The organism is Streptomyces sp. TSRI0281 (assembly GCF_001905125.1).
In the GTDB taxonomy this organism is placed as follows: Bacteria; Actinomycetota; Actinomycetes; order Streptomycetales; family Streptomycetaceae; genus Streptomyces.
On the sequence record NZ_LWLE01000006.1, the window covers coordinates 189,537 to 213,194 of the forward strand.

General features: G+C 70.7%; 19 protein-coding genes. 8 read left to right on the top strand and 11 right to left on the bottom strand.

The window, feature by feature from the left end:
• Window positions 1–32: 32 nt before the first annotated feature.
• On the bottom strand, window positions 33–1,064 hold the full coding sequence (locus A6A29_RS13595) for a slipin family protein (protein ID WP_073720320.1): 1,032 nt from the start codon (window positions 1,062–1,064) through the stop codon (window positions 33–35).
• 230 nt (window positions 1,065–1,294) lie between these two features.
• On the opposite strand from A6A29_RS13595, the gene A6A29_RS13600 reads away from it, so the two are divergent.
• Window positions 1,295–1,684, top strand: a complete 390-nt coding sequence (locus A6A29_RS13600) for a hypothetical protein (RefSeq protein WP_073720321.1) — start codon at window positions 1,295–1,297, stop codon at window positions 1,682–1,684.
• Between the two features lie 117 nt (window positions 1,685–1,801).
• Here the strand turns inward: A6A29_RS13600 and A6A29_RS13605 are convergent, their stop codons facing one another.
• Both A6A29_RS13605 and A6A29_RS13610 read right to left on the bottom strand, forming a co-directional pair.
• Window positions 1,802–2,497, bottom strand: coding sequence for a class I SAM-dependent methyltransferase (locus A6A29_RS13605; RefSeq protein WP_073720322.1), 696 nt, complete (start codon window positions 2,495–2,497; stop codon window positions 1,802–1,804).
• Window positions 2,498–2,581: 84 nt separating this feature from the next.
• Complete coding sequence (locus A6A29_RS13610) at window positions 2,582–3,700, bottom strand: ADP-ribosylglycohydrolase family protein (protein ID WP_073720323.1); 1,119 nt, start codon at window positions 3,698–3,700, stop codon at window positions 2,582–2,584.
• A gap of 45 nt (window positions 3,701–3,745) precedes the next feature.
• On the opposite strand from A6A29_RS13610, the gene A6A29_RS13615 reads away from it, so the two are divergent.
• Window positions 3,746–4,066, top strand: coding sequence for a DUF6343 family protein (locus tag A6A29_RS13615; RefSeq protein WP_073720356.1), 321 nt, complete (start codon window positions 3,746–3,748; stop codon window positions 4,064–4,066).
• Between the two features lie 151 nt (window positions 4,067–4,217).
• Here the strand turns inward: A6A29_RS13615 and A6A29_RS13620 are convergent, their stop codons facing one another.
• From A6A29_RS13620 to A6A29_RS13630, 3 genes are all read right to left on the bottom strand, one after another.
• Entirely contained in the window at window positions 4,218–4,586 is a 369-nt protein-coding gene (locus A6A29_RS13620; protein WP_073720357.1) for a tetratricopeptide repeat protein, read from the bottom strand.
• Between the two features lie 83 nt (window positions 4,587–4,669).
• A complete protein-coding gene (gene coaE / locus A6A29_RS13625; RefSeq protein WP_073720324.1) occupies window positions 4,670–5,272 on the bottom strand; it encodes a dephospho-CoA kinase in 603 nt (200 codons plus the stop codon).
• A gap of 31 nt (window positions 5,273–5,303) precedes the next feature.
• Window positions 5,304–6,242 carry a PAC2 family protein gene (locus A6A29_RS13630; protein ID WP_079182731.1) on the bottom strand — a complete coding sequence of 313 codons (939 nt, stop codon included), beginning with the start codon at window positions 6,240–6,242 and terminating at the stop codon, window positions 5,304–5,306.
• 453 nt (window positions 6,243–6,695) lie between these two features.
• On the opposite strand from A6A29_RS13630, the gene A6A29_RS13635 reads away from it, so the two are divergent.
• Window positions 6,696–7,658, top strand: a complete 963-nt coding sequence (locus tag A6A29_RS13635) for a right-handed parallel beta-helix repeat-containing protein (protein ID WP_073720326.1) — start codon at window positions 6,696–6,698, stop codon at window positions 7,656–7,658.
• A gap of 178 nt (window positions 7,659–7,836) precedes the next feature.
• On the opposite strand, the gene rpsA is transcribed toward A6A29_RS13635, so the two are convergent.
• Window positions 7,837–9,357 carry a 30S ribosomal protein S1 gene (rpsA, locus tag A6A29_RS13640; RefSeq protein WP_073720327.1) on the bottom strand — a complete coding sequence of 507 codons (1,521 nt, stop codon included), beginning with the start codon at window positions 9,355–9,357 and terminating at the stop codon, window positions 7,837–7,839.
• A gap of 420 nt (window positions 9,358–9,777) precedes the next feature.
• Between rpsA and A6A29_RS13645 the strand changes: the two genes are divergently transcribed.
• The gene (locus A6A29_RS13645; protein ID WP_073720328.1) at window positions 9,778–10,590 is read left to right on the top strand and encodes a class I SAM-dependent methyltransferase; all 813 of its coding nucleotides are present in this window, start codon (window positions 9,778–9,780) and stop codon (window positions 10,588–10,590) included.
• Window positions 10,591–10,888: 298 nt separating this feature from the next.
• A complete protein-coding gene (gene hrpB, locus A6A29_RS13650) occupies window positions 10,889–13,405 on the top strand; it encodes an ATP-dependent helicase HrpB (RefSeq protein WP_073720358.1) in 2,517 nt (838 codons plus the stop codon).
• Here the strand turns inward: hrpB and A6A29_RS13655 are convergent.
• From A6A29_RS13655 to A6A29_RS13660, 3 genes are all read right to left on the bottom strand, one after another.
• Window positions 13,392–14,351, bottom strand: a complete 960-nt coding sequence (locus A6A29_RS13655; protein ID WP_073720329.1) for a DUF3068 domain-containing protein — start codon at window positions 14,349–14,351, stop codon at window positions 13,392–13,394. The genes hrpB and A6A29_RS13655 overlap by 14 nt on opposite strands.
• Before the next feature lie 68 nt (window positions 14,352–14,419).
• Window positions 14,420–14,557, bottom strand: coding sequence for an SPW_0924 family protein (locus tag A6A29_RS43945; RefSeq protein ID WP_107468206.1), 138 nt, complete (start codon window positions 14,555–14,557; stop codon window positions 14,420–14,422).
• A 214-nt stretch (window positions 14,558–14,771) separates the two neighbouring features.
• Window positions 14,772–16,466, bottom strand: coding sequence for a lytic transglycosylase domain-containing protein (locus tag A6A29_RS13660; RefSeq protein WP_073720330.1), 1,695 nt, complete (start codon window positions 16,464–16,466; stop codon window positions 14,772–14,774).
• Between the two features lie 185 nt (window positions 16,467–16,651).
• On the opposite strand from A6A29_RS13660, the gene A6A29_RS13665 reads away from it, so the two are divergent.
• Window positions 16,652–17,590 carry a DUF4184 family protein gene (locus A6A29_RS13665; RefSeq protein ID WP_079182732.1) on the top strand — a complete coding sequence of 313 codons (939 nt, stop codon included), beginning with the start codon at window positions 16,652–16,654 and terminating at the stop codon, window positions 17,588–17,590.
• 112 nt (window positions 17,591–17,702) lie between these two features.
• On the opposite strand, the gene polA is transcribed toward A6A29_RS13665, so the two are convergent.
• Window positions 17,703–20,414, bottom strand: a complete 2,712-nt coding sequence (gene polA, locus A6A29_RS13670; protein WP_073720331.1) for a DNA polymerase I — start codon at window positions 20,412–20,414, stop codon at window positions 17,703–17,705.
• A 151-nt stretch (window positions 20,415–20,565) separates the two neighbouring features.
• On the opposite strand from polA, the gene A6A29_RS13675 reads away from it, so the two are divergent.
• Both A6A29_RS13675 and A6A29_RS13680 read left to right on the top strand, forming a co-directional pair.
• On the top strand, window positions 20,566–22,839 hold the full coding sequence (locus tag A6A29_RS13675) for an FdhF/YdeP family oxidoreductase (protein ID WP_073720332.1): 2,274 nt from the start codon (window positions 20,566–20,568) through the stop codon (window positions 22,837–22,839).
• 97 nt (window positions 22,840–22,936) lie between these two features.
• Complete coding sequence (locus A6A29_RS13680; RefSeq protein WP_073720333.1) at window positions 22,937–23,407, top strand: PaaI family thioesterase; 471 nt, start codon at window positions 22,937–22,939, stop codon at window positions 23,405–23,407.
• The last annotated feature ends 251 nt before the right edge of the window (window positions 23,408–23,658 follow it).

Below are 23,658 nucleotides of genomic sequence, written 5' to 3' on the forward strand. Positions count from 1 at the left end.
AGCCGTGGGAGATCATCGGCAGTGGACGGGCGTCAGTGGTGGGCGAACGGTTCGGCACCGGACCGATCGTCCGTGTCCGCGTTCGCCGCTGCCGGAGCGGCGGTGGACCCCGAGGGGCCCTTTCGCTGCGCAACCCGCGACGGCCGTCGCATCGACGGCGATGGTGCCGACTGCACGGGCGATGCCTGCTGAGCGCTTTCCCGCGCCACAGGCGGCACGGCCTCCGGCAGCTGCTGTTGTTGCGGTTGTTGCGGCTGCGGCTGTTGTCCCGCCTGCGGCGGCTGCTGCGCGATTTGCTGCTGCGGCTGCTGCGCCCGTTCCAGGAAGCGGAGCAGCTCCACCGGGAACGGCAGGACGAGGGTGGAGTTCTTCTCGGCCGCGACCGCGACCACGGTCTGGAGGAGTCGCAGTTGCAGGGCCGCCGGCTGGGTGGACATCTGCTCGGCCGCCTGGGCCAGCTTCTTCGACGCCTGCAGCTCCGCGTCGGCGTTGATCACCCTGGCGCGCCGTTCACGGTCGGCCTCCGCCTGACGTGCCATGGAGCGCTTCATCGTCTCGGGCAGCGATACGTCCTTGATCTCCACCCGGTCGATCTGCACACCCCAGCCCACGGCCGGGCTGTCGATCATCAGCTCCAGGCCCTGGTTCAGCTTCTCCCGGTTGGACAGGAGGTCGTCCAGATCGCTCTTACCGATGATCGACCGCAGCGACGTCTGGGCCATCTGCGACACCGCGAACCGATAGTCCTCCACCTCGACGACCGCGCTCGCCGCGTCGACCACCTTGAAGTAGATGACGGCGTCCACCCGGACCGTCACGTTGTCCCGGGTGATTCCGTCCTGGGCGGGCACCGGCATCGTCACGATCTGCATGTTCACCTTGCGGAGCCGCTCCACGCCGGGCAGAACCATGGTGAATCCAGGTCCTCGCACATCGTTACGGAGCCTGCCGAGCCGCAGCACCACACCGCGCTCGTACTGCTTGACCACGCGGGCCGCGCTTGCCGCGTACAGCGCGCCGACGCACAGTACCGCCACGATCGCGATCACTAGCTCCTGGACCATGACGGCCCCCTGACAAGATCGAAGTCTCAGCAATTGAGCTCTATTAACACGGTATGCCCAATATGCACACCCGTCGAACCTCCGTCGCGCCGAAGCTCGCCCGGTCGGCCGCCCTCCGGATGCCGGGCCGTCGCGGAGCGGGCAGCGTGACCAGGGCCGGACGTCCCCGTGACGTACAGGCACAGCATGTGACGTACAGATGAGCCGGACGAGCAGACGAGGACCCGCCCATGTCCGTGACCGCGAACGCGACTGTGCCCGCGACCACGCCCGCGACCGATCACCGCCGCCGACCCCGCCGCCTCGGTGTCGCGGCCGGAGCAGCGCTCCTCACCCTGGCCGTCTCGGGCTGTTCCGGTCTCGGCCGCACCGCCGTCGGACCGGTCATCTACTCCACCGAACGGGACGCCGTGATCCTGGTGAACAGCCCCTCGGTCAAAGGCTGCCACCGGCTGGCCCCCGCCGGTGTCCACGAGGTCGAGAACCGGACGCTGGTCGATGTCGTGATGTACCGCACCCGGAACTGCACCGGTCGCGACACGACGTATGTGCCCACCACATTCACCGACACCAAGGCTCCCCCCAGCCTCCCCTGGCGCAGCTACAGCATCGTGCACTGACCCGGCGGGCAGCCCATGGCCCACCGATCCGCCGCGCCGCTGACCCCGCGCCGCCTGACCCCCGCGCCGCGGGACCGGACGCCCTCGGGTCCGCCGGGCGCCGGGGCCGGGCCTCCGCTACACGGGGAGTGCGCGCACCCACATCCCGTCGTCGGTGAGATACCGGTCGACGGTGAGCCCGGCGGCCGCCAGATGCCCTTCGAACTCCTCCCGGGACAGCTCCCGCGACAGGAAGGTCTGCGTCCACCGCGCGTCGTCGAAGACATACTCCGCGTGCACCGAACGCACCCCGTCCCCGACGGGCTCCGCCGAGACGATCCGTATGGTGCCGCCCGCCGGGTCCTCCCGTTCCCAGGGCAGATCGGAGCGGTGTGCGGCACCTTCGCGCTGGAGGAGCACGACCCCGCCGTCCTTCACATGCCTGCGGCAGACCCGCAGCATTCCGTCCCGCACCCGGTGCTCGGGAGCATGGACCAGGAACGACGCCAGCATCACCACGTCGAACCTCTCCTCACCGAGGTCCAGCGACTCGATGGGCCCGCAGACCGTACGGGCGCCGCCGACGCGCTCCAGCATCGCCGGCGACTCGTCCACGGCCGTCACGGCGAAGCCGCGCTCGACCAGCGGCCGCGTCACCCGGCCCGCGCCGCAGCCCAGCTCCAGCACACTCGCTCCGGCGGGCACGGCCGCCTGGATCACGTCCGGTTCCTCGCCCACGGACAGCCGTGCGTACAGCTCGACCGCGCAGCCGTCCGGGGTGATGACGCCGGGCCCGGTCCCCGCATATCCCTCACGTACCAGTCGTCCGCTCATACCGTGTCAAACGTCCGGCCACCGGCGGCCGTTCCCTCGCATGCGGGTCCACTCCCCGTGAGTGGCGCACGGGCTCCGACGCTCTCAGCAGCCCGGGTAGCGGTCGGCGGGCCAGTCCACCGGCTCTTCGCATTCCATCGACAAGTCGTCGGCCAGCTCCGCGATCACGGCGCGGCCCTGCGTCGACGCGAGCCAGGAAGAGGGGAGTTCGCCGTCGCCGTGCCGGGCACCGAGCAGATTTCCGCAGACCGAACCGGTGGAGTCGCTGTCGCCCGAGTGGTTGACCGAGAGCAGCAGCGCCCGCTCCACGTCCCGGGCGCCCGGCAGGACCAGCGCGCAGTACACGGCGATGGCGAGGGCCTCCTCGGCCACCCAGCCCGCCCCCAGCGACTCCACCTTCTCGGCGGTCGGCCTGCCCCTCGCGGCCAGGTCGACCGCTGCCCGCAGTGCCGCCGTCGTCTCCTCGTGGCCGGGATGGCGGGCGAGAAGCTCCATCGCCCGCAGCACGGCGCCCTCCGTCGAGTCGCCCTCCAGCAGGTGGGTGACGATCACGGCGAACGCCCCGGCGGCGTACGCACCGGTGAGGTGGCCGTGGGTGATCTTCGCGCACCGGGCGGCGTCCTCGAACACCACCCACGAGGGCTCCCCCATCAGCCCGAACGGGGCGGACCTCATCACGGTCCCGCAGCCCTTGGAACCGGTGTTGACCGGCCCCGGCACGGAGAGCGGAGTGTCCCCGTCCGGCGTGTGCCCGGCCGCGAGTCCGGTCAGGCAGGCATTGCCGGGGGCCCGGCGCGCGTACAGCCAGGGCTGTTGCCGCAGCCACCCCGTCCGTATGAGGTCGTCGCCGCCACGGGCCGGCGGGGACGGGTGGTTCTGGGTGTCCAGCCAGCGCAGGTAGGCATGGCGCACGATGGCCGTGCGTGCGCCGCCGATCCCCTTCGCGGAGGCTCTGACACGCGCCCTGATCAGGCCCTCGACCGTGAAGAGCGTCATCTGGGTGTCATCGGTGACGCGTCCGACGACCCCGTCCCCGTCCGCGACGAACCCGCGCACACCGTGCTCCCCGTGGGCCCGGCGGATGCCGTCGAGCGACAGGAACTCCACCGGGTTTCCCAGCGCGTCGCCGATCGCGCCGCCCAGCAGACAGCCCCGTACCCGCGCCCGCCGGACCGCGCCGCCCTCCCCTGTCCCGCCGCTCACAAGCGGCTCCCCTTGTCGCTGTTCCGTCTGCCGCGCGGCGGGTCCATGCTGGTAAGTGAGGCGATCCGTATGCGTACCGGCAATGAACCCGCGACCGCCCGCAGTCCTCTGCGGATGCGGCTGTGGCTGAGTCTATGGGGCACGATCTGGGCGCTCTTCGGCCTGGTGGCTTTCGTACTGGTCGGCCGGCCGGGCTGGGCGGCGGCCTGTGGAGCGCTGCTGTTGATCACGGTCCTGGACTTCTGCGTGATCGTCCACCGCATCCACCAGGGGCCGCACTACCAGCCGGGCCGGAACATCCCACCGTACGAACCCGACCGCAGGGGGCACCCCCGTCCGGGCCGACCGCACGACCGGGCGGCTTGACCACACGAAGGGGCGGGGCAGCGGGGCGAGGCGCGAAACGCCGTGGCCGCGCGAACCGGCGGGGCACACCGCCACACGCGGCAGCAACCACAACCACCGGGCCCGACGCTCACGGACCACGGCGTCAGCCCTGCTCGTCGAACCCCCCGCGTCAGCCCTGCTCGTCGAAGCGCGCCGCCTGCAGATACTCCGGGTTCGGATCGAGGGCGGCGGCAAGCCGGAAGTGCCGGGTGGCCTGCGCCGGGCGGCCCGCGCGCTGGAAGGTCCGGGCCAACGCGAAGTGGGCGAACGCGTTGTCCGGCTCCCGCTCCAGAACCAGCTCGAATTCCAGCTCGGCCGGGCGCAGTTGGGCCGCCGCGAAGAACGCGCGGGCCCGCAGCAGCCGGGCCGCCGTGTTCTCCGGGTGGGCGGCTATCACCGAGTCGAGCAGCTTGACCGCGCCCCGTGGATCCCGGGCCGCGAGCAGTTGCTCCGCCGCACGGAAATCGATGACATGGGTTTCCGGATTGCTCTCGGGCACGGTCACATCCTTCCCTTCACTCGCGGGTCTCCAACGTCCGTTCGGGACACGGTATTCCGACCGCAGACCCCACGGAGGCCGGATCAGTGAGCCGCGGTCCGCCGGGTCAGCTCGTCCCAGACCTCGCGGACCTGGGGCTCCAGCGCCTCCAGCGGTCCGTCGTTGTCGACGATCAGATCCGCGACGACCCTGCGCTCCTCGCGGGTCGCCTGGGCGGCCATCCGGGCGCGGGCGTCGGCCTCCGTCATACCGCGCAGCCGTACGAGCCGGTCGAGCTGGGTCTCGGGGGTGGCGTCCACCACGACGACCAGGTCGTAGAGCGGGGCGAGGCCGTTCTCGGTGAGGAGGGGGACGTCATGGATGACGACCGCGTCCGGGCCCGCCGCCCGTTCCAGTTCGGCGGAGCGGGCGCCGACCAAGGGGTGGACGATCGCATTGAGTGCCGCGAGGCGGTCCGCGTCCGCGAAGACGATCGCGCCGAGCGCGGGGCGGTCCAGCGTGCCGTCGGCATGAAGGATTCCGGTACCGAAGGCGTCCACGACGGCCGCGAGTCCGGGGGTGCCGGGCGCGACGACCTCACGCGCGATCCGGTCGGCGTCGATCAGCACGGCCCCGTAGCCGACGAGCAACCGTGACACTTCGCTCTTGCCGGCGCCGATGCCACCGGTCAGGCCCACTTTCAGCATGGGCCGCAGCCTACGGCCCCGGGCCGCCTCGTCAGCCGTCGCCCTCGCGCTCGGCGAGGAACCGCTCGAATTCGCGGCCGATCTCGTCGGCGGACGGCAGATCCACCGGCTCGGCCACCAGGTTGCCCCGGGTCTCGGAGCCCGCGACCGCGTCGTACTGATGCTCAAGACCCTCGACGAGCGAGACGAGCTCCTCGTCGCCCTGACCGATCTGGCGGTCGATCTCGGTCTGGGTGCGGTGCGCCTCCGTGCGGAGCGAGTGCGCGAGGGTGGGCAGGACCAGGCCCGTCGCGGCGGTGATCGCCTCCAGCGCGGTGAGCGCGGCGTCCGGGTACGCGGAGCGCGCGACGTAATGCGGCACATGCGTGGCCACACCGAGCACATCGTGACCGGACTCCATCAGCCGGTATTCGACCAGGGCCTCGGCGGAGCCGGGAACCTGCGCCTCGTCGAACGGACTGCGGTGGCCGGGCATGAGATCGGTGCGATTGCCGTGCGGGGTGATGCCGACGGGGCGGGTGTGCGGGACGCCCATCGGGATGCCGTGGAAATTGACCGCGAGCCGTACGCCGAGGCGCTCGACGATCTGCTCGACGGCGGCGGCGAACCGCTCCCACTCCACGTCCGGCTCGGGGCCCGACAGCAGCAGGAAGGGGGCACCGGTGGCGTCCTGAACCACCCGGACGTCCAGCGTGGGGGCCTCGAAGGCCGTCCAGCGGTCGCGCCGGAAGGTCAGCAGCGGGCGCCGTGCGCGGTAGTCGACGAGCCGGTCGTGGTCGAATCGGGCCACGACCTGGTGGGGCAGCGTTTCGAGCAGACCGTCGACGATCTGCTCCCCGGTCTCACCCGCGTCGATGTATCCGTCGAAGTGGTAGAGCATGACCAGGCCGGCCGACTCCTGCGCCAGCGCCATGTCGACGACGGCCAGGCCCTTCGGCTCCCATTCGTACAAACTCTGCGGATCAGGCACGGTTACCGCTCCTCCTCGTGTTCCTAGTGAAGAACACCCCCGGGAGCACGGGCATTCCCCGCCCGTGCCCTTTCCCGGGTGATCGCATGAGGCCCCTGGTGCGCGGTGTGTTCACCGGTGAAGTGTCCCCGTACTCCCGCCCCGTTGAACGCCGCCCGCCGGCCCACCGGGAAGCACGGCCGCAGACGCCGAGGACGAACTCCTTTTTCGCGTAGTGGAGTTGCGGCCGCCGGCCCGACAGCGAGCCCCCGCCGAGCGCGAAGTCGCCCCTGCCGCCCGTCCGGAAGGGGGCCTTACGGGTCGAGTACTGGTCCAGACCTTGACGCGACCACCCCCGGTCCCTACCGTCACTGGGCAGCACACGTTCACAAACGCGCCCCACATTCACGTACGAGAACGTGTGCAGCGTTCGAGAAAGCTGCGAATCCGCACCTCCGACGGGAAGGCACCCCCATGCGCACCCGCACTTCACTCACCGCCCTGCTGGCCGCCGCCCTCGCCACCGGTGGCCTCACCCTCGTCGCCGCCGGTCCGGCGAACGCCGCGGCCGTCATCGATGTCAGCACCGCGGCCCAGCTCAAGTCGGCACTCACCGCCGCCGCCCCCGGTGACACGATCCGGCTCGCCGACGGCACGTACACCGGCAACTTCAAGGCCACCACCCCCGGCACCTCCGGCGCCCGGATCACCCTCACCGGTTCCGCGAAAGCGGTGCTCACCGCGGGCGGCGGCTACGGGCTGCATCTCAACGGCGCCTCCTACTGGACCGTCCGGGGCATCACCGTCACCGGCGGCCAGAAGGGCATCATGACCGACACCGCGAACGGCGTCCTCATCGACTCGGTGACCGTGCACGACCTCGACATGGAGGGCGTCCACTTCCGGAAGTCCAGCAGGAACGGGGTCCTCAAGAACTCCCGGATCTACGACACCGGGCACGACGGCCGGGGCATGGGCGAGGGCGTGTACGTCGGTACGGCGGGCGACCTCGGCGACCGGAGCGACGACGCCCAGATCCTGAACAACACGATCGGCCCCGGTGTCGGCGGCGAGAGCATCGACATCAAGGAAGGCACCACCGGGGCGAAGATCATCGGCAACACCTTCGACGGCAACGGGCTGACCGGCGCCAACTACGACGACTCCTGGGTCGACGTGAAGGGCAACAACGTCCTGGTCGAGGACAACAAGGGCTCCCGCACCACCAACAACGGCTACGAGACCCACACCCAGCAGAGCGGCTGGGGATGCGGCACCGTCTTCCGCAACAACGCCTCCAACCTCTCCGGCGCCACCGGGGACAAGCAGCTCGCCATCAACGTCACCAACAGCAGCACCAGCTGCCGGACCACCGTGTACGGCAGCAACACCGTCACCGGCGGCAAGGGCCTGACGAACATCGCCGTCACCCCGTAGCCACCGCACCCCCCGCAAGCCACCGCAAGCCCCCCCCAACCACCGCAAACCACCGCAAACCACCGCACCCCCGCAGAAGCTGCCCCTGGAACACGAGTGAGGCCCGCCCCCCGAAGGGAGCGGGCCTCACTTACTGCTCTACAGCTGACGCAGCCGAGGAGCGAAGGGGGTCAGAGCGTCAGCTCTGGCCGCCCGCCAGCTTCTCGCGCAGCGCGGCCAGGGCCTCGTCCGACGCCAGGGCGCCGGAGTTGTCCGCGGACTCCGAGGAGTACGAACCGCCGCCGCCACCACCGGTGCCACCGGAGGCGGCCGGAGCGGCGCCGGCCGGGGCAGCAGCGCCCTCGGCCGCAGCGGCCTCGTCGGCCTCGCGGGACTTGATGACCTGAGCCTGGTGCTGCTCGAAGCGCGTCTGCGCCTCGGCGTACTGGGTCTCCCACACCTCGCGCTGAGCCTCGAAGCCCTCGAGCCAGTCGTTGGTCTCGGGGTCGAAGCCCTCGGGGTAGATGTAGTTGCCCTGGTCGTCGTACGACGCGGCCATGCCGTACAGCGTCGGGTCGAACTCGACCGAGGCCGGGTCGCCACCGAAGGACTCGTTGGCCTGCTTCAGCGAGAGGCTGATGCGACGACGCTCAAGGTCGATGTCGATGACCTTGACGAAGATCTCGTCGTTGACCTGGACGACCTGCTCCGGGATCTCCACGTGGCGCTCGGCCAGCTCGGAGATGTGGACCAGACCCTCGATGCCCTCGTCGACGCGCACGAACGCACCGAAGGGAACGAGCTTGGTGACCTTACCCGGGACGACCTGACCGATCTGGTGCGTCCGGGCGAACTGCTGCCACGGGTCTTCCTGCGTCGCCTTGAGCGACAGGGAGACGCGCTCGCGGTCCATGTCGACGTCGAGAACCTCGACGGTGACTTCCTGGCCGACCTCGACAACCTCGGAGGGGTGGTCGATGTGCTTCCAGGAGAGCTCGGAGACGTGCACGAGACCGTCGACGCCACCCAGGTCCACGAAGGCACCGAAGTTGACGATCGAGGAGACGACGCCGGAGCGGACCTGACCCTTCTGCAGGGTCGTGAGGAACGTCTGGCGAACCTCGGACTGGGTCTGCTCGAGCCAGGCACGGCGGGACAGGACCACGTTGTTGCGGTTCTTGTCCAGCTCGATGATCTTCGCCTCGAGCTCCTTGCCCACGTAGGGCTGAAGGTCGCGGACACGACGCATCTCGACGAGCGACGCCGGGAGGAAGCCACGGAGGCCGATGTCGAGGATGAGACCACCCTTGACGACCTCGATGACGGTACCGGTGACGATGCCGTCTTCTTCCTTGATCTTCTCGATGGTGCCCCAGGCACGCTCGTACTGAGCGCGCTTCTTCGAGAGGATCAGGCGGCCTTCCTTGTCCTCCTTCTGGAGAACCAGGGCCTCGATCTCGTCGCCGACCTTGACGACCTCGTTCGGGTCGACGTCGTGCTTGATCGAGAGCTCGCGGCTCGGGATGACGCCTTCGGTCTTGTAACCGATGTCGAGGAGAACCTCGTCCCGGTCAACCTTGACGATGACACCGTCAACGATGTCGCCGTCGTTGAAGTACTTGATCGTCTCGTCGATCGCCGCGAGGAACGCGTCCGCGTCGCCGATGTCGTTGACCGCAACCTGCGGAGTGGTGGCGGTGGTCTCGGTGCTGCTCGTCATGTGGGAAAGGGCTCCGGTACGGACAGTGAGTCGTAGGTACTGCTACGCCGTAAGCCCGTATCGCCTCTGCAGCAGCCGGACAGCCTGGAAAGCGCCCGACCCGTGACCGGGAGGAGGCGCCTCGACAACCGAGGGTCATACAACAGATGCGAGCGCGGCCTGCTAGGTCTGAAGCGCGCAGGCTCGCGGCGCAACTTGTAGCATACGGGGGCAGCCGGACAGGGTCAATGCGCGAAGGCGCACACCCGGGGCGCAACAGCCCATACCCGGCACAACTCATGTTCTCCGGGGCCGCGTCGGCCGCGGTGACGCACGGCAAGGTTTCGCCCACGCGCATCCGTACTCCACCGGTACTGCCGGGTACCTCCGGGTATGTACCGCGCGCCGGGCGAGTGAAGGCAAACTACAACGACGGGCACGATGAGCCAAGAGATCCACGGGTCCGAACCCGAAGCGACCCGCCGCGACGCGGGGGAACCGGAGAGCAGCCGGGCCAGTCGCGGCTGGTGGGACCGGAACGCCGACGAGTACCAGAACGACCACGGAGCCTTCCTCGGCGACGACCGGTTCGTCTGGGGCCCCGAAGGGCTCGACGAGGCCGAGGCCGCCCTGCTGGGGCCCGCCGCGTCGCTGAAGGGCCGGGACATCCTGGAGATCGGCGCCGGCGCCGCCCAGTGCTCGCGCTGGCTGGCCGGTCAGGGGGCGCGGCCCGTGGCGCTGGATCTCTCCCACCGCCAGCTCCAGCACGCCCTCAGGATCGGCGAGGACGTCCCGCTGGTCGAGGCGGACGCGGGGAAGCTGCCGTTCCGGGACGGCAGCTTCGATCTGGCCTGCTCCGCCTACGGCGCGGTGCCGTTCGTCGCCGACCCCGTGCGCGTGTTCCGCGAGGTGCGCCGGGTGCTGCGGCCCGGCGGACGCTGGGTCTTCTCCGTGACCCACCCGATCCGCTGGGCGTTCCCGGACGAGCCGGGGCCCGAGGGCCTCTCGGTCGCCGCCTCCTACTTCGACCGCGTCCCCTATGTCGAGCAGGACGAGCGGGGCGACGCCGTCTACGTCGAGCACCACAGGACGCTCGGCGACCGGGTACGGGACGTGGTGGCGGGCGGATTCCGGCTGGTCGACCTGGTCGAACCGGAATGGCCCGCCTGGAACAACCAGGAGTGGGGCGGCTGGTCGCCGCTGCGCGGGAACCTGATCCCGGGAACCGCGATCTTCGTCTGCGAGCGGGACTGAGCCCAGGGGGCGCACGGAAGCTCGCGCGGAACGCGCAGGAAAGCTCGCCCTCCCCGTCGAGGGAGCTCCCGCCGGTAGCGCGCAAGGAAGCTCGGCGGGGAGCGCGCGGAATCTCTCGGCGGAGCGCGTGGGGAAACTCGGCGGGGAGCGCGCACGCAGGCTCCCGCCGGAGCGCGCGCAGGCAAACTCGACGGGAGCGCGCAGGAAACTCCCGCCGGCGCGCGCAAGCAAGCCCGGCGGGAGCGCGTACGGGACCGGGGGCGTGATCCGCGCCGGGGTCCTGGACCAGACTGGGGGCGTGATCCGTACCGAAGCCCTGGAGCAGTTGCCCGTACGCACCGCCGTGCCCGCCCTGGAGCGGGCGCTCGACGACCGGGGTGTGGCGGTGCTCTGCGCGCCGCCGGGCACCGGGAAGACGACCCTCGTCCCCCTGGTCCTGGCCGGGCTGAACGGTGGCGGCCCCGTCCGCCGGGTCGTGGTCGCCGAGCCGCGCCGGATCGCCGCACGGGCGGCGGCACGGCGGATGGCCTGGCTCCTGGGCGAGCAGGCCGGCGGACGGGTCGGCTTCACCGTCCGGGGCGAGCGCCTCGTGGGGCGGGACACCGTGGTGGAGGTCGTGACCACCGGGGTACTGCTCCAGCGCCTCCAGCGCGACCAGGAACTGGCCGGGGTCGATGTCGTGATCATCGACGAGTGCCACGAGCGGCATCTGGACGCCGACACCGTCGCCGCGTTCCTGCTCGACGTAAGGGAGGCGATCCGGCCCGACCTGCGGCTGGTGGCCGCGTCGGCGACGACGGACGCCCAGGGCTGGTCGCGACTGCTGGGCGATGCCCCGGTGGTGGCGGCGCAGGGGGTGTCGTACCCGGTCGAAGTCGTGTGGGCGCCGCCCGCGCGACCGGTGCGCCCGCCCCACGGGATGCGGGTCGATCCGGCGCTGCTGACGCATGTGGCCTCGATGGTGCGCCGGGCGCTCGCCGAGCGGGACGGGGACGTGCTGTGTTTTCTGCCCGGTGTCGGTGAGATCGGCCGGGTGGCCGGGCAGCTCGCCGGGGTGGCCGCCGAGGTGCTCCAGGTGCACGGCCGGGCCCCGGCCGCCGTGCAGGACGCGGTGCTGGCCGGGTCGTCCACCGGCCGCCGGGTGGTGCTGGCGACCTCGGTGGCGGAGTCGTCCCTGACGGTGCCGGGCGTGCGGGTGGTCGTCGACTCGGGGCTGGCCAGGGAGCCGCGCACCGACCACGCACGGGGTCTGAGCGCGCTGACGACCGTACGGGCCTCGCAGGCGGCGGGCCGACAGCGGGCGGGCCGGGCGGGGCGGGAGGCGCCCGGTGCGGTGTACCGGTGCTGGGAGCAGGCGGAGGACGGGCGTCTGGCCCGGTTCCCGTCCCCGGAGATCAAGGTCGCCGATCTCGCGGCGTTCGCCCTCCAGGCCGCGTGCTGGGGCGACCCGGACGCCACCGGCCTCGCGCTGCTCGATCCGCCGCCCGCCGGGGCGATGGGCGCGGCCCGGGAAGTGCTGACTGCGGTCGGCGCGGTGGACGGGACGGGGCGGGTGACGGAACGCGGCGTACGGATGTCGCGGCTGGGTCTGCACCCCCGACTGGCGCGGGCCCTGCTGGACGGGGCGGCGGAGGTCGGCGGGCGGCGGGCCGCAGAGGTGGTGGCACTGCTGAGCGAGGAGCCGCCCAGGGATTACGGGGACGATCTGGCGGCCGCGCTGCGTACCGCACGCCGGGGTGGCGACGGCTACGCGGCACGTTGGCGGCAGGAGGTCAGGCGGCTGTCCTCGTCGGTCACGGGGGTGAAGTCGGTCGCGGGGGTGAAGGGGGAGGCCGGTTCCGACGATGCCGCCGCCGGGCTGGTGGCGGCGCTGGCGTTTCCCGAGCGGGTGGCGCGGGCGCGGGGCCAGGGGGCGTTCTTGATGGTGTCGGGGACGGGCGCGGAGCTGCGGGAGGGTTCGCGGCTGCGCAGCGCGCCGTGGCTGGCCGTCGCGGTCGCGGACCGGCCCGCGCACGCGGCGTCCGCCCAGGTGCGGCTGGCAGCCGTCGTGGACGAGGAGACCGCCCGGCTGGCCGCCGGGCATCTGCGGTTCCGCGGCGAGGAGGTCCGCTGGGTGGACGGCGACGTGGTGGCGCGTTCCGTGGACCGGCTGGGGGCGGTGGAGCTGGCGGTGCGGCCGCTGAAGCGGCCGGACCCGGAGCTGGTGCGCGGGGCCCTGGTGGAGGGGCTGCGCCGGGAGGGACTCGGGTTGCTGCGATGGACCCGGGACAGCGAGCAGTTGCGGCTGCGGCTCGCGTTTCTTCACCGGGTGCTGGGGGCGCCGTGGCCGGATGTGTCGGACGAGGCCCTGCTGTCGCGTACCGAACAGTGGCTGGAGCCGGAGCTGTCGCGGGCCCGGCGGCGCTCGGACCTGGCCCGGATCGACGCGGGGCAGGCCGTGCGGCGGCTGCTGCCCTGGGCGACCGGTGAGGCCGCGCGGCTGGACGAGCTGGCGCCGGAGCGGATCGCGGTGCCGAGCGGATCGCGGATCCGGGTGGAGTACGGCGGCGAACAGCCCGTACTGGCGGTGAAACTCCAGGAGTTGTTCGGGCTGCGCGAGACGCCGCGGGTGGCCGGGGTGCCGGTCCTGGTCCATCTGCTCTCCCCCGCCGGACACCCGGCGGCGGTCACGGCGGACCTGGCGTCCTTCTGGCAGGAGGGTTACCGGGCCGTGCGGGCGGAGCTGCGCGGGCGCTACCCCAAGCATCCGTGGCCCGAGGACCCGACGACGATGGAGGCGACCCGGTTCACCTCGGCGCGGCTCAGGCGGGACTAGCGGCCCGGCGGGAGCGCGCCTCCAGCCACAGGGCGAGCGCGAGGAGTCCGGCGGCGGCGAACAGGAAGCCCCAGGGCAGGTAGAAGGTGAGCAGCAGGATCAGGACGCGCTGGGACTTGACCTGGTCGACGATGGCGACGATGTAGTCCTCGCGCATCTTCACGTGTCCGGCGAACGCGGTGACGGTGTCCTCCGGCATCCCCATCTTCTTCGCGTCGCGCATCTCCTCCTTGTGGATCTCCTCGCCGTTGACGGGTGCGCCGGTGACCGGATCGACCCAGAACATCCGCTTGGTGGAGTACCAGCGGGTCATGCCCGTCCTGGTGACCTGCTCGGCGGTGACTCCCTTGAGCGGCATCTTCTGCGGCATGGGGACGTTGGTCCAGGGGATGGTCTGCTCGAAGTAGTACACGTCCATGCCGCGGAACGTCCGGGTGCCCTTGTAGTGGATGGGCGCGGACGTACGGCTCTGCGCGTCGAAGTACTCGTAGTCCCGTTTCTCGGTGAGGAAGGGCCACTTGTACTCGATGCCCTCGCGCCGGACCGGGTCGCCGTCGACCATTTCGCCGGTGGCGTGGACGGGCGCCTGGGAGTGGGCGTCGAAGATGTAGCGCTCGGGGATCTGGGAGACCATCTTGCCGTCGGGGCCCTGGATGTAGGAAAGCGCGTCCCAGACGACGACATCACGGCCGGAGCTGCGCTCGATCTTCTCGGACTCCTCCACATTGCCCTTGAGGGTCTGGACGATCGTGACCTTGTCGACCTTCTTGGCCTTCAGGGTGGCGTAGTCGAGGAGCGTGGCCGGCTTCGCCTCCAGGACCGTCTCCTGATATTGGCTCGGCGGGATCTTCGCCAGCCGGGGAAACGCGTACCAGCGCAGCAGTGGCGACATGGCGGCGAAGAAGACGGCGAAGGCCAGGAGTACGAGGCTGGCTCGGCGGCGCATGGTGGAGTCCTCCCTCTGCTTCGTTCTTTCCGGCGTGAGCTTCCGGCGTGAGCTTCCGGCGTGATCGGCTACCTCTTGGGGCCCGGGACCGTGGTCAGCAGAGGTTTGGGCGAGGTCTCTCCGGGCGGCGCGCCGATCACGGTGACGGTGAACACGAGCGCGAGGGCGGCGGCCAGCCCGATGGCGGCGGCGACGAGGGCACGCATGCTCGGCCTCCCGGGGAGCGAAGATCTGATGCATCGTCAGTCAGGGCTGGGGCACCGTAGCAATCGGGGCGCGAGATGAGAACACGTAGAACAGCCCCTTCACCGGGTGCCGGTGAAGGGGCTGTTCGGTGGGGCTGCGCGGTGCGGTTGTCCGGTGCGGTTGTCCGGTGCGGTTGTCCGGTGCGGCCGGACGATACGGCTGCCAGGTGCGGGGTCAGGCCGCCGGGGTTGCCGGGGCCGTCGGAGTCGCTTCGATCGTGAGCTCGATGACGACCGTGGCGCCGCCCTCGGTGGTGAGGCGCAGCTTGTACGTGCCCGTGGCGTCGTCGGCGTAGATCTTCGGGAGCTTGAGCAGGCCGTCGGCGCCGGTCCTCAGGTCCGCGAGGGTGCGGACCGTCTTGCCCTTCGCGTCCTTGAAGTACGGGCCCTTGCCGTTCTCGACGGGCTTCTCGTCGTCGGTGATCATCGTGGCGGTCACCGCGACCCCCGCGGCGACCGCGTTTTTGTACGTCGCCTTCACCTCGACGGCGTCCGCGAACTCGGCACCGGGCGCGGCGACGAGCGCCTTCTCGCCGGTCCGGATGATCTTGTCCGCCTGGCGGGCGGTGACGCTCGCCGCGTAGGTGAGGGTGGTGCGCGGTTCGGTGGTGCCCGCGACGGCCGTCACCTTGAACCCGCCGGTCTTCTCGCCCGCCTTCAGTTCCGGTGCGGTGGCGGTGCCGTCGGCTCCGGTGGCCACCTTCACCGTGGTCTTCCCGCCCGCGAAGCGCGTGTCGGTGTCGCCGGTGACGGTGAAGGTGACGGAGACCTTGGCGAGCGGGGCGCCGAGGGTGTTCTTGGCCCGCACCTTGATCCGCTCGGTGAACACGCCGCCCGCCGTGGCGCTCAGTGTGCCGGTGCCCGCGTTCTCCATGCTGCCGAACGTGTTGGACGGCGTCGGCTTGGGGGTCGGGGTCGTGGGCGGTTTGGGCGTCGGGGTGGTGCCACCGTCGCCCGGCTTGGACGGGCCCGGATTGGTGCTGGGGCCGGGGCCGGACGGGGACGGCTTCGGGGAGGGCGACGGGCTCGGCGAGGAGCCGGAACCGCTGCCGGGGCCGGTCGGGAGCGCACCGGTGCCGTCGGGGACCTCGTGGGTGCCGCGCTGGTAGTAGTCGAACCAGGAGCGCACCGTCCGCAGGTACTCCTGCGAGTGGTTGTAGCTCAGCACGGCACGGTCGAGGTCGGCCGCGACGGCCAGATCGCGGGTTCCGGCGCAGAGGTAGCGTCCGGCGGCGAGCGCCGCGTCGTAGATGTTGTTGGGGTCCTTGCGGCCGTCGGCGTTGGCGTCCTGGCCCCAGGTGGCCCAGGTGGAGGGGATGAACTGCATCGGGCCGACCGCGCGGTCGTGCGTGGCGTCGCCGTCGTACTCCCCGCCGTCGGTGTCCTTGATCAGCGCGAAGCCCTGGCCGTTGAGGGCCGGGCCGAGGATCGGGGAGAACGTGGTGCCGTTCGCGTCGACCCGGCCGCCACGCGCCTGACCGGACTCGACCTTGCCGATCGCCGCGAGGAGCTGCCAGGGCAGACGGCAGGCGGCGTCGGTGCCCGCGATGGTCTGCTCGGCCTCCTTGTACGCGGCCAGGATCGAGGCCGGAATGCCTGATTCCGCGCTGCCGGTGACCGGGAGATTGCTGGACGCTCCGGGCTTGTCGGGCGTGACGAGCGGCGGCAGATCCGTGTAGTACGGCGAGTTGCCGGTGGCCGCGCCGTCGCCGGACTCGGCACCGGCCGCCTGCTGGTCACCGCCCCCGGAGGTGTCGGCCAGTGATGCGGCGGGTGCTGCCTGCGAGGCCGAGAGCGCCGCGACGGCAGCTGCGGCCACCGCAGTGGTCGTGGCCCCCCTGCGCAGTCGGCGGCCGAATTGCGCTGCCATACGTTCTGGTCCCTCCCCGTCGACGGCTGCTCGCGCTCCCCAGCGCGAGGACTCAGGCGACCCTACGACAACTTGTGCCGCCCGAACACCGGGCGTTGACCGGTTCTTACTGTTTTCTCACGTTCATGAACGTGAGACGTACGGGGCCCCGGGCGGCCACGAAGCGCTCACGCATACTGACCGACATGCCGTTCACGCTCAGTCATGCCGCCGCCGTACTCCCGGGAATCCGGCGCAACGGGACCGGCCGCGGCCCCCTGTTCGCCTCCGCGCTCGTCGCCGGTTCGTTCGCGCCCGACATCACCTACTTCGCGGATTCGGTGATCCCCGGAGCGATGGAGTTCGGCGACGTGACACATGCCCTCTGGGGTGTGTTCACCGTGGATGTACTGATCACGGCGATCCTGGTGGCCGTGTGGCTGCTGCTGCGCGAACCGCTGGTGGCGCTGTTGCCCGCCGCCCAGCAGGGGCGCGTACACGCCCTCGTCAGCGGGCGGCGGCGCGACCGCGCGTCCCTCGGGCCGCTGGACGGGGCGTGGTTCGTCCTCTCCGCGGCGATCGGCGCGAGCAGCCATGTCGTATGGGACGCGTTCACCCACCACAGCCGGTGGGGGACGGAACTGCTGCCGGTGCTCACCCGGAGCGTCGGCGGCCACCCGGTGTTCCAGGTGGTGCAGTACGGCAGTTCGGCGGTGGCCCTCACGGTGCTCGCCTGGTTCACCGTCACCGCGCTGCGCCGGACCGGGCCTGCCCCGGTGCCACCGTCCGTCCCGGTGCTCGACCGGCGGGAGCGTTGGTTCGCGGGAGGTCTGCTGGCACTCTGCGTGCTCCTCGGCGTCCTCCACCGGTGCGCCCGCTGGTACGCCTACTTCGGGCACATCGCGACCCCGCTCGACATCATCCCCACCGCGTGCTTCGGCGCCGGGGCCGGACTGGCCGTCGGGCTGGTGCTGTACGGGGCGGGGATACGGCTGCGCATGCGCGGCACCGGCGGCCGGCCCCCGGCGAACCGGGCCGTGCCCGCATTGGACCCCACCGCCACACACCCGCCCGGAGAATCCGCGGAACGCTCCCGTCCGGGACCGCGCCGAAACCAGCGGCAGGTCCGGCGGCCGGACCGCTGACTAAACCAGCGGCTGAAGCGACGATCCGTCGGGGCGGACCCGCTGTGCGCGGGTCCGCCCCGACGGATCGGAGCTCGACGGGTCGGAGCTGGACAGATCCGTACGCGGCGGATCAGTGTGCGGCGGACTCCCAGTCCGTGCCCACGCCGACCGAGACGTCCAGCGGCGCACGCAGCTCCACCGCCGTCGACATCTCATGGCGAAGGATCTCCTCCACCCGCTTGCGCTCACCCTTCGCGATCTCCAGGACGATTTCGTCATGGACCTGGAGCAGCATCCGTGACGTCAGCCGCGCCTCGGTCAGCGCCCGGTCCACCTTCAGCATCGCGACCTTCACGATGTCGGCGGCCGTCCCCTGGATCGGGGCGTTCAACGCCATCCGCTCGGCCGTCTCACGGCGCTGGCGGTTGTCGCTGTTGAGATCGGGGAGGTAGCGGCGGCGGCCGAAGACCGTCTCCGTGTAACCCGTGGCCCTGGCCTCCTCCACCACACGGTGCAGATAGTCGCGCACCCCGCCGAACCGCTCGAAGTAGGTGTCCATCAGGCCACGGGCCTCACCGGCCTCGATGTTCAGCTGCTGGGAGAGGCCGAACGCGGACAGCCCGTACGCCAGCCCGTAGGACATCGCCTTGATCTTGCGCCGCATCTCCGGGTCGACCGCCGACTTGTCGACGCCGAACACCTGCGAGGCGACCGTCGTGTGCAGGTCCTCCCCCGACGTGAACGCCTCGATCAGCCCGGCGTCCTCCGAGAGATGGGCCATCACCCGCAGCTCGATCTGGCTGTAGTCCGCCGTCATCAGCGACTCGAAGCCCTCACCGACGACGAAGCCCCGGCGGATCGCCCGCCCCTCGTCCGTACGGACCGGGATGTTCTGCAGGTTCGGATCGGTCGACGAGAGCCGGCCGGTCGCCGCCACCGTCTGATTGAACGTGGTGTGGATACGGCCGTCCGCCGCGATCGTCTTGACCAGACCCTCGACAGTGACCCGCAGCTTCGCCTGCTCACGGTGGCGCAGCATGATGACCGGCAGCTCGTGCTCCGTCTGCCCGGCGAGCCAGGCCAGCGCGTCCGCGTCCGTCGTGTAACCCGTCTTCGTCTTCTTCGTCTTCGGCAGGCCCAGCTCGCCGAAGAGAACCTCCTGGAGCTGCTTGGGCGAACCGAGGTTGAACTCACGGCCCACCGCCGCGTGCGCCTCCTTCACCGCCTGCTGCACCGCACCGGCGAACTGCTGCTCCATGCCCTCCAGATGGGCCCGGTCCGCGGCGATACCGTGCCGCTCCAGACGGGCCAGCAGGATCGACGTGGGCAGCTCCATGTCATGCAGCAGCCCGGCCGCCCCGACTTCCTTCAGCCGCGTCGTGAACGCGTCACCGAGATCCAGGACCGCACGCGCCTGCGCCATCAGCGCGTCGGCCTCCGCCCGGTCGTCGGCACCGAACGCCAGCTGCCCGTCGGCCGCGGCGGCCGGGGCCAGCTCCCGGCCGAGATACTCCACGGCCAGCGCGTCCAGAGCGAAGGACCGGCGGCCGGGCTTCACCAGATAGGCGGCCAGCGCCGTGTCCATCGTGACGCCCTCGACCTGCCAGCCGTGCTCGGGAAAGACCCGCATGACGCTCTTCGCGTTGTGCATGACCTTCGGCTGCGCCGCATCCGCGATCCACGCCGCGAACGCCTGCTCATCGGCCTCGTCGAGCTGCGCCGGATCCAGCCAGGCGGCGGCGCCGTCGGCGGCCGCGAGCGCGACCTCCGTCACCGCGCCGCTGCCCAGCGCCCAGGTATCGGCGGTGGCGACACCGAGCGGCTGCCCACCATGGGCCGCCAGCCACGGGGCGACCTCACCCGCACCCAGCACCACACCGTCCAGCTCGATACCGGCCGCCGGAGCCGGTCCCTCGTCCTCGGCCGCACCCGGGTCGACGGCCAGCAGCCGCTCCCGCAGACTCGGGTTACGGATCTCCAGAACATCCAGCACCCCGGTGACCGCCGTGCGGTCGTACGGCGCACGCTCCAGATCCGCCGGGACCTTCGGCAGCTCCACATCGCGGACCATCTCGGTCAGCCTGCGGTTCAGCCGCACCGCGTCCAGGTGATCCCGGAAATTCTGCCCGGCCTTGCCCTTCACCTCGTCCGCACGCTCCACCAGCTCCGCGAACGAACCGAACTGGTTGATCCACTTCGCGGCCGTCTTCTCACCGACCCCCGGGATCCCCGGCAGATTGTCCGACGGGTCGCCGCGCAGCGCCGCGAAGTCCGGATACTGCTGCGGCGTCAGCCCGTACTTCTCCTCGACCTTCTCCGGGGTGAACCGCGTCAGCTCGGAGACACCCTTCGTCGGATACAGCACGGTCACGTTGTCCGTGATCAGCTGGAACGAGTCACGGTCACCGGTGACGATCAGCACTTCGAAGCCCGCCGCCTCCGCCTGCGTGGCAAGCGTCGCGATGACGTCGTCCGCCTCGAAACCGTCGACCGCGAACCGGTCCGCGTGCATCGCGTCGAGCAGCTCACCGATCAGCTCGACCTGCCCCTTGAACTCATCGGGGGTCTTGGAACGATTCGCCTTGTACTCGGGAAACTCCTGCGAACGCCACGTCTTGCGGGACACGTCGAAAGCCACCGCGAAGTGCGTGGGCGCCTCATCACGCAGCGTGTTCGCCAGCATCGACGCGAAGCCGTACACAGCATTCGTCGGCTGCCCCGCCCCCGTCGTGAAATTCTCCGCAGGCAGCGCAAAGAACGCCCGGTACGCCAGGGAGTGCCCGTCCATCAGGAGCAGGCGCGGTCGGTTGTCTGCCGTCTTCTTCGATGCCGTCTCAGCCACGCCCCCGATCCTGCCACGGCCCACTGACATTCCGGACCGGCCACGGCCCCGCGCCACCGCCCCCGCACATCACCTCCGTGTCCGGGCAGGCGCCCTGTCGGTGGCACGTGACAGGATCGAGAGGAGGAAAAAGCGCTCGAAGAGGAGCACCATGGCCACCAAGCCCCCGACCGGTGACCCGGTCCAGGACGCCCCGCAGGTAGCGGAGGCCCAGCACGCCGCCGCCGGGCTGCCCGCCATCGCCCACACCCTGCGCGTCGCCCAGCAGCAGATGGGAGTGCGGCGCACCGCGCAGACACTCCTCAAGGTCAACCAGAAGGACGGCTTCGACTGCCCCGGCTGCGCCTGGCCCGAGGGCGACAAGCGGCACACCGCCGAATTCTGCGAGAACGGGGCGAAGGCCGTCGCCGAAGAAGCGACCCTGCGCCGCGTCACCCCCGACTTCTTCGCCGCGCACCCGGTCTCCGACCTGGCCGCCCGCAGCGGATACTGGCTCGGCCAGCAGGGCCGTATCACCCAGCCCATGTATCTGCCCGAGGGCGCCGACCGGTACGAGGCCGTCACCTGGGAACGCGCCTTCGCGATCATCGCCGAGGAGCTCCGGGCACTCGCCTCCCCCGACGAGGCCCTCTTCTACACCTCCGGCCGCACCAGCAACGAGGCCGCGTTCCTCCTCCAGCTCTTCGCCCGCGAATTCGGCACCAACAACCTGCCGGACTGCTCCAACATGTGCCACGAATCCTCCGGGTCCGCACTCACGGAGACCATCGGCGTCGGCAAGGGCAGCGTCTCCCTGGAAGACCTCCACCAGGCGGACCTGATCCTCGTCGCCGGACAGAACCCCGGCACCAACCACCCCCGGATGCTCTCCGCCCTGGAGAAGGCCAAATCCGCCGGAGCGAAGATCATTTCGGTGAATCCGCTGCCGGAAGCCGGGATGGAGCGGTTCAAGAACCCTCAGACCCCCACCGGCATGATCAAGGGCGTCGCTCTCAACGACCTCTTCCTCCAGATCCGCATCGGCGGCGACCAGGCCCTCTTCCGCCTCCTCAACAAAATGATCCTGGACACCGAAGGCGCCGTCGACACCGCCTTCGTCGCCGAACACACCCACGGATACGAAGAGTTCGCCGAGACCGCCCGCGCCGCCGACTGGGACGACACCCTCACCGCCACCGGTCTCGACCGCGGCGCCATCGAGCAGGCCCTCGCCATGGTCCTCGCCTCGAAACGCACCATCGTCTGCTGGGCCATGGGCCTCACCCAGCACAAACACTCCGTGCCCACCATCCGCGAAGTCGTCAACTTCCTCCTGCTCCGCGGGAACATCGGCCGCCCCGGCGCCGGAGTCTGCCCCGTCCGCGGCCACTCCAACGTCCAGGGCGACCGCACCATGGGCATCTTCGAACGGCCCGCACCCGCCTTCCTCGACGCCCTCGACAAGGAATTCGGGATCACCTCCCCGCGCCACCACGGCTATGACGTCGTCAGGTCCATCCAGGCCCTGCGCGACGGAGAAGCGAAAGTCTTCTTCGCGATGGGCGGCAACTTCGTCGCCGCGACGCCCGACACCACCGTCACCGAAGCCGCCATGCGCCGCGCCCGCCTCACCGTCCAGGTGTCGACCAAGCTCAACCGCTCGCACGCGGTCACCGGCACCCGCGCCCTGATCCTGCCCACCCTGGGCCGCACCGACAAGGACATCCAGGCAGCCGGCAAACAGTTCGTCACGGTCGAGGACTCCATGGGCAAGGTCCACTCCTCCCGCGGCAACCTCACCCCCGCGAGCCCCCATCTGCTCTCCGAGCCGGCCATCGTCGCCCGCCTCGCCCGCGCCGTCCTCGGCCCCGCCTCCCGCACCGACTGGGAAGCGTTCGAAAAGGACTACGCCACCATCCGCGACCGCATCTCCCGCGTCGTCCCCGGCTTCGACGACTTCAACACCCGCGTCGCCCACCCCGGCGGCTTCACGCTCCCGCACGCCCCCCGCGACGAACGCCGCTTCCCCACCGCCACCGGCAAGGCCAACTTCACCGCGGCACCCGTCGAGTACCCCGAACTCCCCGAAGGCAGACTGCTGTTGCAGACCCTGCGCTCCCACGACCAGTACAACACCACGATCTACGGCCTCGACGACCGCTACCGCGGCATCAAGGGCGGCCGCCGCATCGTCATGGTCAACCCCGACGACGCCCACACCCTCGGCCTCCCCGACGGCGCCTACACCGACCTCGTCAGCGAGTGGAAGGACGGCGCCGAACGCCGAGCGGCGGGCTTCCGCGTCGTGCACTACCCCACCGCACGCGGCTGCGCCGCCGCCTACTACCCCGAGACCAATGTGCTCGTCCCCCTCGGCTCCACCGCCGACACCAGCAACACCCCGGCCAGCAAATCCGTCGTCGTGCGGTTCGAGAACACCCACTGACAAGCACACGCCCCACCCCCCTAAGCGTTCGCTCAGCCGTCTGATAAGAACAGTGCACACAGCAACGAACCAGCACAGACGATCGGAGCCGGACCCCATGGGCGAGCAGACCACCCCGAAGTTCCCCCAGGAAGTCATCGACGAGTACGCGGCACTCGGCGTCGACCTCCCCGCACTGTTCTCCGCCGGACACCTCGGCGAGCGCATGGGCGTGACGATCACCGAAGCCTCCGCCGACCGCGTCGTCGGCACCATGCCCGTCGAAGGCAACACCCAGCCCTACGGACTCCTCCACGGCGGCGCCTCCGCCGTCCTCGCCGAAACCCTCGGCTCCATCGGCACGATGCTCCACGGCGGCGCCACCAAGCTCGCCGTCGGCGTCGACCTCAACTGCACCCACCACCGCGGCGTTCGCGGCGGCCTCGTGACCGGCGTCGCCACCCCCGTACACCGCGGCCGCTCCACCGCCACGTACGAGATCGTCATCACCGACGAAAAGGACAAGCGGGTCTGCACCGCCCGCCTCACCTGCCTCCTGCGCGACAACCCCCAGCCCACCGCCGGCTGATCCCACCCACCACCGAACGCTCCCAGCACACACCACTGCCCGGCCGGAACGCACCAGCGCATTTCCGGCCGGGCAGACCCATATCCCCACCCGATCAAAGGCGTTGACGAACACACTCGGTCAACACCCTTGACCACAAGGGCCGTTCCATGAGCCACTCAGCAGCCCCGCTTGCCGACGCACCCCCGACACCCCACGATCAATGTCACGCTGCGTAACATTCAGGCAATGCGAAAACAGGCCGCTCCACC

What these genes read in the sequence shown, in the direction of transcription:
- A6A29_RS13595 (WP_073720320.1), bottom strand. Translation starts at nt 1,064, where the DNA reads ATGGTCCAGGAGCTAGTGATCGCGATCGTGGCGGTACTGTGCGTCGGC.
- A6A29_RS13600 (WP_073720321.1), top strand. Translation starts at nt 1,295, where the DNA reads ATGTCCGTGACCGCGAACGCGACTGTGCCCGCGACCACGCCCGCGACC.
- A6A29_RS13605 (WP_073720322.1), bottom strand. Translation starts at nt 2,497, where the DNA reads ATGAGCGGACGACTGGTACGTGAGGGATATGCGGGGACCGGGCCCGGC.
- A6A29_RS13615 (WP_073720356.1), top strand. Translation starts at nt 3,746, where the DNA reads ATGCTGGTAAGTGAGGCGATCCGTATGCGTACCGGCAATGAACCCGCG.
- coaE (WP_073720324.1), bottom strand. Translation starts at nt 5,272, where the DNA reads ATGCTGAAAGTGGGCCTGACCGGTGGCATCGGCGCCGGCAAGAGCGAA.
- A6A29_RS13635 (WP_073720326.1), top strand. Translation starts at nt 6,696, where the DNA reads ATGCGCACCCGCACTTCACTCACCGCCCTGCTGGCCGCCGCCCTCGCC.
- rpsA (WP_073720327.1), bottom strand. Translation starts at nt 9,357, where the DNA reads ATGACGAGCAGCACCGAGACCACCGCCACCACTCCGCAGGTTGCGGTC.
- A6A29_RS13645 (WP_073720328.1), top strand. Translation starts at nt 9,778, where the DNA reads ATGAGCCAAGAGATCCACGGGTCCGAACCCGAAGCGACCCGCCGCGAC.
- A6A29_RS13655 (WP_073720329.1), bottom strand. Translation starts at nt 14,351, where the DNA reads ATGCGCCGCCGAGCCAGCCTCGTACTCCTGGCCTTCGCCGTCTTCTTC.
- A6A29_RS43945 (WP_107468206.1), bottom strand. Translation starts at nt 14,557, where the DNA reads ATGCGTGCCCTCGTCGCCGCCGCCATCGGGCTGGCCGCCGCCCTCGCG.
- A6A29_RS13660 (WP_073720330.1), bottom strand. Translation starts at nt 16,466, where the DNA reads ATGGCAGCGCAATTCGGCCGCCGACTGCGCAGGGGGGCCACGACCACT.
- A6A29_RS13665 (WP_079182732.1), top strand. Translation starts at nt 16,652, where the DNA reads ATGCCGTTCACGCTCAGTCATGCCGCCGCCGTACTCCCGGGAATCCGG.
- A6A29_RS13675 (WP_073720332.1), top strand. Translation starts at nt 20,566, where the DNA reads ATGGCCACCAAGCCCCCGACCGGTGACCCGGTCCAGGACGCCCCGCAG.
- A6A29_RS13680 (WP_073720333.1), top strand. Translation starts at nt 22,937, where the DNA reads ATGGGCGAGCAGACCACCCCGAAGTTCCCCCAGGAAGTCATCGACGAG.